12 protein-coding genes are annotated in these 13,776 nt (G+C 44.6%); 9 read left to right on the forward strand and 3 right to left on the reverse strand.

Annotated elements, in window-relative coordinates; genetic code table 11:
- Nucleotides 1-28: 28 nt before the first annotated feature.
- Nucleotides 29-2,590: a transglycosylase domain-containing protein gene (locus tag B5F18_RS06650; RefSeq protein ID WP_087156897.1), complete on the reverse strand. Its 2,562-nt coding sequence runs from the start codon at nt 2,588-2,590 to the stop codon at nt 29-31.
- A 159-nt stretch (nt 2,591-2,749) separates the two neighbouring features.
- On the opposite strand from B5F18_RS06650, the gene B5F18_RS06655 reads away from it, so the two are divergent.
- The 7 genes from B5F18_RS06655 (at nt 2,750) to trxB (ending at nt 8,807) form a co-directional block, all read left to right on the forward strand.
- The gene (locus B5F18_RS06655; protein WP_087156898.1) at nt 2,750-3,412 is read left to right on the forward strand and encodes a YigZ family protein; all 663 of its coding nucleotides are present in this window, start codon (nt 2,750-2,752) and stop codon (nt 3,410-3,412) included.
- A gap of 112 nt (nt 3,413-3,524) precedes the next feature.
- Entirely contained in the window at nt 3,525-3,686 is a 162-nt protein-coding gene (locus tag B5F18_RS12595; protein ID WP_204217093.1) for a hypothetical protein, read from the forward strand.
- Nucleotides 3,686-4,351, forward strand: a complete 666-nt coding sequence (locus B5F18_RS06660) for an HAD family hydrolase (protein WP_087156899.1) — start codon at nt 3,686-3,688, stop codon at nt 4,349-4,351. Before B5F18_RS12595 ends, B5F18_RS06660 begins: the two co-directional genes overlap by 1 nt.
- A gap of 38 nt (nt 4,352-4,389) precedes the next feature.
- The gene (locus B5F18_RS06665) at nt 4,390-4,584 is read left to right on the forward strand and encodes a hypothetical protein (protein ID WP_087156900.1); all 195 of its coding nucleotides are present in this window, start codon (nt 4,390-4,392) and stop codon (nt 4,582-4,584) included.
- Nucleotides 4,585-4,646: 62 nt separating this feature from the next.
- Entirely contained in the window at nt 4,647-5,372 is a 726-nt protein-coding gene (locus B5F18_RS06670) for an anaerobic ribonucleoside-triphosphate reductase activating protein (protein WP_242955818.1), read from the forward strand.
- A 121-nt stretch (nt 5,373-5,493) separates the two neighbouring features.
- Nucleotides 5,494-7,842 (forward strand): ribonucleoside triphosphate reductase, encoded by a 2,349-nt coding sequence (locus B5F18_RS06675; RefSeq protein ID WP_087156969.1) that lies wholly within the window; start codon nt 5,494-5,496, stop codon nt 7,840-7,842.
- 50 nt (nt 7,843-7,892) lie between these two features.
- The gene (trxB, locus tag B5F18_RS06680; protein WP_087156901.1) at nt 7,893-8,807 is read left to right on the forward strand and encodes a thioredoxin-disulfide reductase; all 915 of its coding nucleotides are present in this window, start codon (nt 7,893-7,895) and stop codon (nt 8,805-8,807) included.
- Nucleotides 8,808-8,863: 56 nt separating this feature from the next.
- Here trxB and purF read toward each other — a convergent pair whose 3' ends face one another.
- Nucleotides 8,864-10,294 (reverse strand): amidophosphoribosyltransferase, encoded by a 1,431-nt coding sequence (gene purF / locus B5F18_RS06685; protein ID WP_087156902.1) that lies wholly within the window; start codon nt 10,292-10,294, stop codon nt 8,864-8,866.
- 195 nt (nt 10,295-10,489) lie between these two features.
- Between purF and B5F18_RS06690 the strand changes: the two genes are divergently transcribed.
- Nucleotides 10,490-11,572, forward strand: a complete 1,083-nt coding sequence (locus tag B5F18_RS06690) for a carbamoyl phosphate synthase small subunit (protein ID WP_087156903.1) — start codon at nt 10,490-10,492, stop codon at nt 11,570-11,572.
- 92 nt (nt 11,573-11,664) lie between these two features.
- A complete protein-coding gene (locus tag B5F18_RS06695; RefSeq protein ID WP_087156904.1) occupies nt 11,665-13,299 on the forward strand; it encodes a Na/Pi cotransporter family protein in 1,635 nt (544 codons plus the stop codon).
- Between the two features lie 79 nt (nt 13,300-13,378).
- Here the strand turns inward: B5F18_RS06695 and B5F18_RS06700 are convergent, their stop codons facing one another.
- The gene (locus B5F18_RS06700; RefSeq protein WP_087156905.1) at nt 13,379-13,642 is read right to left on the reverse strand and encodes a hypothetical protein; all 264 of its coding nucleotides are present in this window, start codon (nt 13,640-13,642) and stop codon (nt 13,379-13,381) included.
- Nucleotides 13,643-13,776: the final 134 nt, after the last annotated feature.

The following is a 13,776-nucleotide window of genomic DNA, read 5'->3' on the forward strand; positions in this document are numbered from 1 at the left end:
ACATTTTCCACAGTGATTTTTTTATTTTCTAATGCGTTCCCGTGCCGCTGCTGTCTGTATTATTGTTGTTTTCTGAGTTGTTCTGAGAATTTCCTGAGGAAGGATTCCCGGAGGTATTGTTTTGTGAATGTCCGGATCCGGATGTTGTTGGGCCCTGTTCAGATGAAGAGCCGGATCCGTTTTCCTCCCCATTTTTCTTATCGTCCTTTTCAGAGTCTTTTTTATTTGTATTTTTATTGGAAGAACGATGTCCGCTGCATGTATCAGGTATGGTTCCTGTTGCAAAATATTCTGTTTTGGATGGACAGCTGCTCGTTGCGAGTTCTCCGGTAATCGTGCAGACATTTCTCTTTTCAACAGATGCAGGCATCTCAAAGTCTTTGTGAGGAAGATCTTTATGGATCCGGTCCATAATAGATTTCCAGATTTTGAGATGGAAAGTGCTGTTGGTCAAAGGTTTGTTGTCGTCATAGCCAGCCCACACAGAGCAGGTGTAGTAAGGAGTAAATCCGGAAAACCAGATATCCACATCAGAAGTAGTGGTACCGGTTTTGCCTGAAACCGGCATGCCGCCGTCCAGTTTTGCGCGGCGTCCTGTACCATTGGAACCAGTCACCACATCCTCCATGGCATTGGTCAGAAGCGCTGCCGTGGACTCCTTGATCACAGTTTTTGTCGTAGGATTAGTCTCATTGTCAAGAAGCACTTCCCCGTCGTGATTTAAAACTTTTGTGTACAGAATTGGTTTCGTGTACACCCCGCTATTTGCAATGGCTGCATAGGCTGCCGTCATCTCAATATTGTAAACACCATCGGTGAGCCCCCCCAGAGCCAGAGGCTGATTGATATCAGAGAAAATTTCACCTTGGCGTTCATCGCTGCGGACCAAAGTGGAAAATCCGAATTTTTCCAAATATTCAAATCCAAGTTCCGGCGTAATATCGGTCAGTGTTTTTACTGCAATAATATTTGCGGATTGTTCAATTGCGGAACGAACGCTCATGTTGCCTTTATAGGAATTCCCCCACCAGTTTTTGACAGGAGTTCCGTTTTTGTAAGAATAAGGCTCGTCTTTTATCATAGTTGCCAGTGTGTAATCTTTCACATCCAGAGCGGGTGCATAGGTGGAAAGAATCTTAAAACAGGAACCAGGCTGACGTTTTGATTCTGTGGCGCGATTGTAGCTGCGGCTGCTTGTCTTCTCTCCACGGCCTCCGGTCAACGCTTTCACATGACCGGTATACTGATCCATAACAACAACGGATGCCTGCGGCTGAGGAGTCAGGGTGATAACCTCTCCAAGTACTTCATCGCCATCTTTTACGACCGTGGATTTCCACTCTTCGATCATCGCCCGCGCCTTGTCCTCAGAACTGAACACCAGCCCGTATTTGTCCCCATGGATATCTTTCACATATTTTTTTATGTCAGCCTGACTGTAGTTTATGGTCTCACCATTTGATTTTTTAACAGTGAGGGCATAGGATAGTCCGACCTCCTTCAAAGAAGGATAGTTGCTGTCATTGGAGAGCTCTTCATCGCAGATTTTCTGCATTTGTGCGTCCTGTGTTGCGAAGATAGAAAGACCTCCGCTGTAGACAGCATTGTGCGCTTGTGTCTCCGTATAACCAAGCTGCTCACAAAGATCATCCATCACCTGGTTGGAGAGTGCATCAATAAAGTAGGAATATGGAGATTCCTCCTGAATTTCCGTGTTCACGGTCTGGATTCTGGCGTACACGTCATCTGCAAGAGCCTCATTGAGCTCTTCCTCGGAAATGTATCCTTCCTCATACATGGAATTGAGTACTTTACGTCTGCGCTCAGCATTTTTCTCCGGGTTGGTAATTGGATTGTATTTCCCCGGATTCTGGGTAATGGCTGCGATGGCAGCGCATTCGGACAGATTCAGATCGGAGACATCTTTATTAAAGTAGCGCATGGAAGCGGACTGTACTCCGAGTGTGTTCTGACCAAGGTTTATGGTGTTCATATAATTTTCAAGGATTTCCTCTTTGCTCATCTGTTTTTCAATTTTTAATGCAAGATACTGTTCCTGAATCTTACGCTCCAGACTGTCCCAGAAAGTCTGTTCGTCCACAAAGTTCGGAAATACATTGTTTTTGATCAACTGCTGTGTGATTGTGCTCGCACCCTCAGAAAAGTTACCTTGGGTGATACCTACAAATGCTGCGCGGAGAATTCCATGCAGATCCACGCCATTGTGGCTGTAGAAACGGGAATCTTCAATTGCAACGAATGCATTTTGTAAATCCTTGGGAATTTCGTCAATGGTCTTGTAGATTCGGTTGGAACCCGATTCCACAAAACGCTGGATCTCTTCATTGTCCTGATTGTATACAATGGAGGCGAATCCCTCAGGTTTTACGCTCGCCGGGGTGATATCCGGTGCATCATCAATGATTTTTTTCAAAAAAAGACCGCCAGTGACTCCTCCTGCAACAAAAAGAATGAGGAAAGTGACTAAAATTACCTTAAGAGCACGGACTCCCCTTCGTTTCTTTTTCATTGTTGATTTTGAAGTAATGACACGTTGTTTTTTTGCCGCGCTTTTTTTGCCATAATTCATGGACAGTTACCTCCTTTATACCACGCTATTATAGCAAAGAACAGTTTTGAAATAAAGCGGAATTTAAAAACTTCACAGAGTCTGTGGGAAATCTTAAGAAAATGTTGAGAAAAAGGGAAGGTTCCTGGTATAGTAATAGCAGAGAAAGGATGTAAATATATGGAGAATCGACAAGAATACAAAACCGTCTTCTTTGGAGGCGAAGATGAGATCATAGAAAAGAAATCCCGCTTTATCGCAACTGTGAGGCAGGTTTCTTCCGAGGAGGAGGCCATTGCGTTCATTGAAGAGATGCGCAAAAAATACTGGAATGCCACACACAATTGTTTCGCCTATGTCATCGGAAAGCATGCACAGATTCAAAGATGCAGCGATGACGGGGAACCTCAGGGCACGGCAGGAAAACCGATGCTGGATGTCTTACTTGGGGAGGAGATAAAAAATGCAGCAGTTGTGGTGACAAGATATTTTGGGGGAACATTGCTTGGCACAGGAGGACTTGTGAGGGCCTATTCCAAAGCCACACAAGCTGGCCTGCAGGCAAGTTGTGTTATTACAAAGACGCCGGGATGCAGACTGAACATCCGCACAGACTACACGGGATTTGGAAAAATACAGTATGTCTGCGGGCAGCGAAAACTTCATATTGTGGACACCCAATACACGGATGAAGTGCTGTTGTCCGTTCTTGTACCGGAAGAAATGCTTGGAAACGTGGAGTCAGAGATCACGGAAAAGACAAACGGACAGGCAAAAATGGAGAGGGAAACATTCTGTTATTTTGCAGAGGTGTACAAAGAAATACGCATATTTGAGGATTAAAATATTAATAATATATTACATTCCTTCCGTTTTCTTGAAATCACTTTTCTGTACTGTTAAGATAGAAGTATCAGAATCCATACATTTGTACGCGAGGAAAGGGAGGATGGTTATGAACAGTGAGTTGATCAAAGAATTAAAACATGTAAAGGTCTGCCTTGTGAGAAAAGAGCTCAAAGGGGAAGAATGGGAGGAGCGTCAGCAGGTGCTGCAGAAACTGGAGGATGCGGTCTCATATTTGAATGACTGCACTGCAAAGGAGATTGAATTCTAATGATACAGGCACTGGTATTTGATATGGACGGTCTCATCTTCGATTCAGAGAGGATTGTTCAGAAATCCTGGCAGCTGACAGGTGAAGAGCTTGGTCTTCCAGATATGGGAAAAGTCATCTACCGCACACTTGGATTCAACAGAAAAAGACGGATGGAGTTTTTTCGTGCACATATTTCGCCGGATTTTCCCGAAGAGGAGTTTGCCAGGAAGACGAGAATGTACTTTAGAAAACTGGTGGAAAAAGACGGAGTTCCGGTGAAGAAAGGAATCCGAGGTCTTCTCGGGTATGCAAAGAAGAACGGTTATAAGCTGGCGGTTGCTACTTCCTCCAGCGAGGACTATGCGAAGGAGCTGTTTTTAAAGGCAGGACTGTATATGTATTTCGATACGTTCGTGTACGGGACAATGGTCAAAAACAGCAAGCCGGATCCGGAATGTTACCTTTTGGCATGTAAGGAACTTGAGGTAAATCCAAAGGATGCAGTGGCGCTTGAGGATGCGCCCTCCGGTATTTTGGCTGCCCATGCAGCGGGAATGAGGACGATCGTGATACCGGATCTTGTGGAGCCGCCAAAGGAGTTGGATAAATTGATATGGCATGTGTGCAGGGACGCAGAAGAAGCGCTGATCTTACTGGAAAAAGAAAAAGGGATTGCCCGGTAGTGGGGAATAAGTTATAATAATAAAAAGGAGATGAGCGTATGGATAAAAAGAGAGCGTTTGCGTACATTAACAACTATCAGAAACAAAATTACGACCGTATCACGATTCTTGTTCCCAAAGGGCGGAAGGAAGAATTGACAAAGATATCCAAAGAAAACGGATATCGGACACTGACAGAGTTTATCAATACATGCGTGAAAGAAAAACTGGAAAGAATGGAAGAAGAAAAGTAAGGGGTTACGGCCGTCACATGGATATGTGGCGGTATTTTTATACCATTTTATAAGAAGAATTTATGATGTTCTGGAATGGATGGTGGGAACAGATGCAGATAGATGGAATACAAAAATTGACACTTTTGGATTACCCTGGATATACAGCCTGTACAATTTTTTTGGGAGGCTGTAATTTTCGGTGCCCATTCTGCCACAATGCATCCCTTGTGTACTGGAATGGGCAGCGGGCGGCTATGCGGGAAGATGAGTTTTTTGCATTTTTGGAAAAGCGAAGAGGTATCCTGGACGGTGTTTGTATTTCCGGCGGGGAGCCTATGATGCACCCGCACACAGAATCTTTGATCAGGAGAATCAAAGAAAATGGATACCTTGTAAAACTGGACACGAACGGCAGTTTTCCGGAGAAACTCGGGAAATTTTTGAATGAAAGACTTTTGGATTATGTGGCCATGGATATCAAGAACTCAAAAGAAAAATACAGAAAAACAGCCGGTGCTGCAGATTTGGATCTGGGAAGGATAGAGGAGAGCAGAGGGATTATCATGGATTCAAAAATATCGTACGAATTTCGAACAACGCTTGTAAAGGAACTTCATCAGATGGAGGATGTGGAGGAGATGGCAAGGTGGATAGCCGGAGCAGATGCATGGTATCTGCAGGAGTTTGTTGATTCCGGGGATGTATTGATGGAAGGCTTGCACGCACACTCAAAAGAATGGATGGAGAAGGCGGCTGCCCTGGCTGCTCCTTATGTAGAATGTGTGGAGATAAGAGGAGTGGAATAAAACAAAATATTGTATATAATAAATGTAAAAACAACTATATGTTGTAATTGCGCATTGACATGGGGAGAAATCGGGTGATACAATGGAACTACGGATTTGGACGAAAGGGGTGCGGGAAATCATGTATCAGGTAAGAAAAAGAGATGGTAAGATTGTAGAATTTGATTTAAAAAAAATAGGAACAGCGATCATGAGAGCATTTGAGGCGCAGGGAAAGCAGTTCCATCCAAGTATCATTGATATGCTGGCACTGAAAGTCACAGCGGATTTTGAACCAAAGATCAAAGAGGCTCTAATCGCAGTGGAGGATATTCAGGACAGCGTGGAGAATATGCTCGTGCAGGCAGGGTATGCGGATGTGGCAAAAGGGTATATCCTGTACCGGAAACAAAGGGAAAAGATCCGGAACATGAAATCTACCTTGCTGGATTATAAGGAGATCGTGGACAATTATGTGAAGGCGTCAGACTGGAGAGTAAAGGAAAATTCCACAGTCACCTACTCTGTCGGAGGATTGATATTGAGCAACTCCGGTGCCATTACAGCAAATTACTGGCTGTCGGAAGTATACGATGAGGAGATTGCGGATGCGCACAGAAATGCCGATATTCATATCCATGACCTGTCTATGCTTACCGGATACTGTGCCGGCTGGTCTTTAAAGCAGCTCATCCAGGAAGGGCTTGGAGGGATTCCCGGAAAAATTACATCCTCCCCTGCAAAGCATCTCTCCACACTTTGCAATCAAATGGTCAATTTTTTAGGAATTATGCAGAATGAGTGGGCAGGTGCACAGGCATTTTCTTCTTTTGACACATATCTTGCTCCATTTGTTAAGGCAGATGACCTTACATATGAGCAGGTGAAAAAGTGCATTGAATCGTTCATCTATGGAGTGAATACACCTAGCAGGTGGGGGACACAGGCACCGTTTTCCAATATTACCCTTGACTGGACAGTGCCCGATGATCTGACAAAGCTCCCTGCGATCGTGGGCGGGAAAGAGATGGACTTTACATATGGTGACTGTAAGGAAGAGATGGATATGGTGAACAAAGCGTTCATTGAAATTATGATAGAGGGAGATGCCAATGGAAGAGGTTTTCAGTATCCGATTCCTACTTATTCTATTACAAAAGATTTTGACTGGTCTGAGAGTGAAAATAACCGCCTGCTCTTTGAAATGACGGCAAAGTATGGGACTCCATATTTTTCCAATTACATCAACAGTGACATGGAGCCCAGCGATATCCGCAGTATGTGCTGCAGGTTGAGGCTGGATTTGCGAGAACTGCGGAAAAAATCAGGGGGATTTTTTGGCAGCGGTGAGAGCACCGGGTCTATCGGGGTTGTGACGATCAATATGCCAAGGATTGCCTACTTGTCCGGCAGCGAAGAAGAATTTTACCACAGACTGGACAGGATGATGGACATCTGTGCGCGATCCCTCAATGTAAAAAGGACGATCATTTCAAGGCTTTTGGAGGAAGGACTCTACCCGTACACAAAACGGTATCTTGGCTCCTTTGATAATCATTTCTCCACCATCGGGCTTGTGGGGATGAATGAGGCAGGTCTCAACGCGTGCTGGATAAGGAAGGACATGACGCATGAAGAGACTTGGCAGTTTACAAAGCAGGTGTTGAATCATATGAGGGAGAGGCTGGCGGATTATCAGGAAGAATATAAAGATTTATTCAATCTGGAGGCAACACCGGCGGAGTCTGCAACATACCGTCTGGCAAAACACGATGTGGAGCAGTTTCCGGATATTATCACTGCGGCGAGGGATGGGGGGACGCCTTATTATACGAACAGTTCCCATCTGCCTGTTGGTTACACAGAAGACATGTTTGCGGCTCTGGACATCCAGGATGAGTTTCAGACACTGTACACGTCAGGCACAGTCTTCCACGCATTCCTCGGAGAAAAACTTCCAAATTGGAAATCTGCAGCAGTTCTTGTGCGGAAGATTGCACAGAATTATAAGCTGCCTTACTACACCATCTCTCCAACTTACTCGGTGTGCAGGGAGCACGGATATCTTTCCGGAGAACAGTACGTCTGTCCGCATTGTGGGCAGAACACAGAGGTGTACAGCAGGATAACCGGATATTACAGACCGGTCCAGAACTGGAATGATGGAAAGATACAGGAGTTCAGGGAAAGAAAGGTATATCGGCCACAGGAGGCGTTCTGTAAAAAGACAAAGGCTATGTTGTTTACGACAAAGCGCTGTCCAAATTGCAAAGCTGCAAAAAGATTTCTCGATGAGGCAGGTATTTTGTACCGTGTGGTGGATGCTGAGGAGGAGAAAGACCTTGCAGGCAAGTATCTCATCCGCCAGGCACCGACATTGATCGTTTCATCGGAAGAGCATATTCAGAAAATAGGAAATCTTTCTAATATAAAACTGTTTGCTGGGAACTATAAGAAGGAACACTGTGATTTGGTTACAGAAGAGATGTAGGCTTGTGCGTATAATAGAAACAGAAAATGGAAATCAAAGGAGGAATCCCCATGTATGATATAGGAATCATCGGAGCCGGGACTGCGGGGATGACCGCAGCGATCTACGGACTCCGTGCAGGAAAAAGTGTGTTGCTGATAGAGGAGGGGGCAGTCGGTGGACAGATCGTTGTCTCACCTCATGTGGAAAATTATCCGGGCATTGCGTCCATGAGCGGGAGTGAATTTGCGAACAATCTTCTGGAGCAGGCTATGAATCTGGGTGCAGGGACGCGGTTTACAGCTGTGAAAGCAATACGTAATGAAAAGGACAAAAAAGTAATCGTGAGTGATGAGGGTGAAATCCCGTGCAAAACAGTCATCATTGCAACCGGAGCAAAACATCGTCATCTTGGAGTCAAAAGAGAAGAAGAGTTTGTCGGTGCAGGGGTATCCTATTGTGCAGTGTGTGACGGTGCGTTCTTTAAAGGAATGGATACTGCTGTTGTGGGCGGCGGAAACACAGCGCTTCAGGATGCGATTTTTCTTTCATCCTATTGCAGGAGGGTATACCTTATTCACAGAAGGGATGCCTTCAGAGGGGAGGAACACCTGGTTTCCACACTGAAAGCAAAGGAAAATGTGGAGTTTGTTCTGGACAGTGTTGTGGAGGAATTGAAAGGAGACGACCTTCTAGAGGGAGTCAAGATTAAGAACGTGAAAACAGGAGAGGAAAGGGAACTCTCAGTGGAAGGGATTTTTGTGGCCATTGGTCAGGCGCCTTCCAACGATAGGTTCGCAGATGTGGTAAAACTGGATGGAGCAGGATATGTGTTGGCCAGTGAGGACTGTCATACGTCTGCAAACGGTATTTTTACCGCAGGAGACTGCAGGACAAAGGAAGTCAGACAGCTCACCACAGCAGCGGCGGACGGCGCAGTGGCAGCCATTGCTGCCAGTCAGTATATTGACAGGTATTATAAATAGAGGATATAGAAGAAAAAAGGACTGCTGCCCGGCAGTCCTTTTTGTGTTTTTTGTTTTTACATGGATGTAAAGTTTTCGCGTAAATTTATTTTTGGCACTTCCATCGGATAATCGTTGTTGAAACATGCCATACAAAGAGGAAGTCCTCCGACCATTTCCTGCAAATCCTCGATTTTCATATATCCAAGGGAGTCCGCGCCGATGAGCTCGCAAATTTCTTCCGGAGTGTGTTTGTAGGCGATAAGTTGTTTGTTGGATGGCACATCAGTTCCAAAATAACAAGGATACAAAAACGGTGGAGAGCTTACACGCACATGTACTTCTTTCGCTCCGGCCTGTTTCATCATGGTGATCAGATTTGCCATGGTTGTACCCCTTACGATTGAATCATCCACCAGCACGATACGTTTTCCGCGCACAACGGATTCCAGCACACTCAACTTGATTTTTACACTTGATTCCCGTTCTTCCTGCGTTGGTTTGATGAAGGTCCTTCCGATATAGCTGTTTTTGTGAAAGGCAAGAGCAAATGGGATACCGGACTCCTCTGAATATCCTTTTGCTGCGGCAAGCCCGGAATCCGGAACGCCAACAACAAGGTCTGCGTCCACAGGGTAGGATTTGGCGAGCGCGGCGCCGCCCCGGATTCTGGAATCATAGACGCTGATACCGTCAATCTTGCTGTCCAGCCTTGCAAAATAGATGTATTCAAAAATACAGTGGGCTTTCTTTTCCTGCTGCAGCTCAAGGTTGGAATGAATGCCGCTCTTTGTGATGGTTAAGATCTCGCCCGGATGGATATCCCGGATAAAATCTGCACCAACAGCCGAAAGAGCGCAGCTTTCCGATGCTACAATATAGGTATTATCCCTTTTTCCAAGACAGAGCGGTTTTAAACCGAATGGATCTCTGACCGCGATCAATTTTCTCGGGCTCATGATGACAAGCGCATAGCCTCCCTTGATTTGTTTTGCTGTCTTGAGTACGGCTTCTTCCACAGTTTTGGAATTGATGCGTTCTCTGGCAATGGAGTAGGCAATGACCTCTGAGTCTATGGTTGTCTGGAAGATTGCTCCAGAATATTCCTGCTTGTGGCGCAAGTCCAGCGCATTGACAAGATTGCCGTTGTGTGCAAGTGCCAAAGTTCCTTTGATATAATTCAAAACGAGAGGTTGGGCGTTTTCCAAAGTGGTCGCGCCGGAAGTGGAGTAACGCACATGTCCCACTCCGATATTTCCCTTAAGTTTTCTCAAGTCGCTTTCCTTAAATACTTCATTAACAAGGCCAAGTCCTTTATAGGAATTTACCACACCTTTTGGTCCGTAGGTGTCTGAGACTGCAATTCCGCATGATTCCTGTCCACGGTGCTGAAGGGCAGAAAGTCCGTAGTAAATGGATGAACCCACGTTGTGGCCGTCCAGGTCATAGATACCGAAGACGCCGCATTCCTCTTTTAAACCAGTTTCATAAGCGTTGTATTCCTGCATAGTAAACCTTCCTTTTATTTTAAATTTTATGGATGTTGCTCATTTGCTACTTTGTAATATTAGCAGTTCAAAAAAAAATTGTAAAGGTAAGATTGTGCAAAAAATTGCAAAGGAAAATTTTTTAAAATAATTGTGTACAAATGAAACAAGAGCAGTTAAAATAGAACATTAGAAGAAAGGAATAAAGGTGATGAGATGAAAGCTTTTCTAATATTGGAAGATGGCCAAGTATATACCGGGACAAGCGTAGGTTCCACAAGAGAAATTATCAGTGAGATTGTATTCAATACATCCATGACAGGATATCTGGAAGTAATGACCGACCCTTCATATGCAGGGCAGGCAGTAGCGATGACCTATCCAATGATTGGGAATTACGGAATCTGTTATGAAGACATGGAGTCCAAAAATCCGTGGGTGAGCGGATTTATTGTAAAAGAGTTTTCCGGGATCCCAAGTAATTTCAGAAGTGTAGATTCCATCCATAACTTTTTGAAAAAATACGATATTCCAGGAATAGCAGGTGTAGATACACGTTCTCTTACAAGAATTTTAAGAGAGAACGGAACGGTCAACGGTATGATTACCACAAATGAAAACTATAACCTGGAAGAAATTCTCCCAAAACTAAAGGCGTATAAGACCGGAAAAGTCGTGGAGATGGTTACTTGCAAGGAAAAAGAGGTGTACCCGGGAGACGGGCCGAAAGTAGCGGTCATGGATTTTGGGGTGAAGGACAATATCATTCAGTCTCTCAGAAAAAGAGGATGTCATGTAACGGTATACCCGGCACTTACGCCGGCAAAGGAGATTTTTGCGGACAAGCCGGATGGTATTATGCTCACAAATGGACCGGGAGACCCGAAGGAATGTACTTCCATCATTGAGGAACTTAAGAAAATATATAATTCCGATATTCCGGTGTTTGCAATCTGTCTTGGACATCAGCTGATGGCACTGGCGGCGGGGGCAGATACACATAAAATGAAATACGGCCACCGCGGCGGAAACCATTCTGTAAAAGATTTGAGTACAGGCAGATGTTATGTCTCCTCTCAGAATCACGGCTATGTGGTTGACACGGACAATTTGGATCCAAAGATTGCAGTCCCATCTTTTATCAATGTCAATGACAAGACAAACGAAGGACTTGCTTACACAGGAAAGAATATCTATACGGTTCAGTTTCATCCGGAGGCTTGCCCGGGACCGGAGGACACAGGATTTTTGTTTGACCGTTTTGTAAAGGTGATGAATGAAGTAAAAGTGAATGAATAGACAGAAGAAAAACAGGTGCAGAAAAAAAGATATCTGCACCTGTTTTTGGGTATGATACCAATATAGTATGCACAGGAGGAAGAGAGTAGAATATGAATATTATCATTCCATTCGTCGGAGGTCTTGGAATGTTCATCTATGGGATGCAGATTATGGCGCAGGGGCTGGAAAATGCGGCCGGAAACAGGATGAAATCCCTTCTTGAGGCGTTGACGAAAAATAAATTTTTTGGAGTATTGCTGGGGGCGGTGATCACTGCTGTGATTCAAAGTTCTTCGGCAACCACAGTCATGGTTGTAGGATTTGTAAATGCAGGGATCATGAACCTGTCACAGGCGATGGGCGTTATCATGGGCGCAAACGTGGGAACTACAGTTACAGGATGGCTTGTGTCCAGTGTGGAGTGGGCAAAATTTTTAAGTCCGGCAAACCTGGCTCCGATCGCCATTATGGCAGGTGTCATTTTGATGATGGCCGGAAAAAGGCATTCTTCCAAGGATGTGTCCAGCATTATCATTGGATTTGGAATTCTGTTTGTAGGTATCACGACTATGTCATCTGCAGTGGAGCCTCTGAAGGATTCTGCAGTGTTCCGGGACGTGTTTGTGACACTTGGAACTAATCCCTTCCTTGGAATTCTTGCAGGAGCTGTGGTTACTGCGATCATTCAGAGTTCCTCTGCGTCTGTCGGAATCCTTCAGAGTCTTGCGGCAGCAGGGCTTGTGCCGTTCAGTGCAGCTATTTATATTATCATGGGGCAGAACATTGGTACTTGTGTGACGGCAATGCTTTCCAGTGTTGGGGCAAAGAAAAACGCCAAAGTGGCTGCAAGAATGCATCTTTTGTTCAACATTATCGGGACAGTGATATTCAGCGTGGTTGCCATTATTATTTTCAAAGTTGCATTTCCGCATCTTGGGGAAGGAATGATCACACAGACGCAGATCAGTGCCGCACATACAATTTTCAATATCGGCACAACTTTGATTCTTTTTCCAGTATCAAACTGGATCATTGTACTGGCAAAGAAACTTAGCAGAGTGGAAGAGGAAGAAAATACTGTGCACAGAGCCGTACATTTGGATGAGAGAATGTTGGAGACTCCGGGTCTTGCCCTGCAGTCAACAGTGAGTGAGACTGCCCGTATGGGTGAGCTTGTGAAAAATTCCCTGCACTGTGCAAAAGATGTCATTTTCTCCCTGGACAAAAAGCAAATTCAGACGATCAAAGAAGAGGAGGACATGGTGGACAGGATGTGTGAAGAGATCACAGAGTACACAGTCAAACTCTCAGCAATGACGCTCAGCGAAAAAGAGAATAAACAGGCATCCAGTCTCCTTCAGATCCTTTCCGATATGGAGAGGGTGGGGGATTACTGTGAGAATTTTGCCGAGTTTGCCGAAACGCTTGCTCAAATTGAGTCTGATTTTACAAGGACAGCCAAAGAACAGTTAAAAAGTATGATGGAAGTGTGCGTGAAAAGTTATGATCTTGCGCTGGAAGCGTTTAAAAACAAAGACCGTTCTTGCGCCTTTAAAGTAATTGAGGAGGAGACAAGAGCAGACGATTTGGAGATTACCATGCGCGCCGGTCATATGGAAAGACTGGTAAACAATGAGTGCAGTACGCAGGCGGGCGTTGTTTTTTTGGATGCTTTGGTTTGTATGGAGCGCGTATCAGACCACTCCAGAAATATAGCGGAGGAAATTCTACAGCAGACAAGTTAAAGCGGAAATCAGACAAATAAAATACTCCCCTCCACAGAACAGGTTTTATTGACTTCCTGTTCTGTGGAGGGGAGTATCTTTATTCTTCGATAATCTGGATCTCCAGATAGTCGAAGTCAATGTTGTCCACAAAATTATCTCCGGAAAACCGGGTCTTGTCATGTCTTTTAAACTCATCGATATTGGCATCCAGCCAGATTGGCTTGCTCAGGTCAAATTCATAACAGATTTTTTCAAGGGCAAGAAAAATTTTGTGAGTGCGTGTCTCATTGCTGTCATCACAGACAACGAAATCCTTTACCATGCGGTTGTCTTTCCATATTTTTCCCCATAAGCGGAACAAATGAATCCCTCCTTCGCGATCGGACGTGATCAAACAGTAGTATTATAGCAGGGGAAAGAGGAAAAGACAAATTCAAAATACCTTGCTCTTGATTTTTTGCGTTCATCTGTGGTACAATCGAAAAGCTGACAAGA

This window comes from Lachnoclostridium sp. An181 (assembly GCF_002160325.1).
In the GTDB taxonomy this organism is placed as follows: Bacteria; Bacillota; Clostridia; order Lachnospirales; family Lachnospiraceae; genus An181.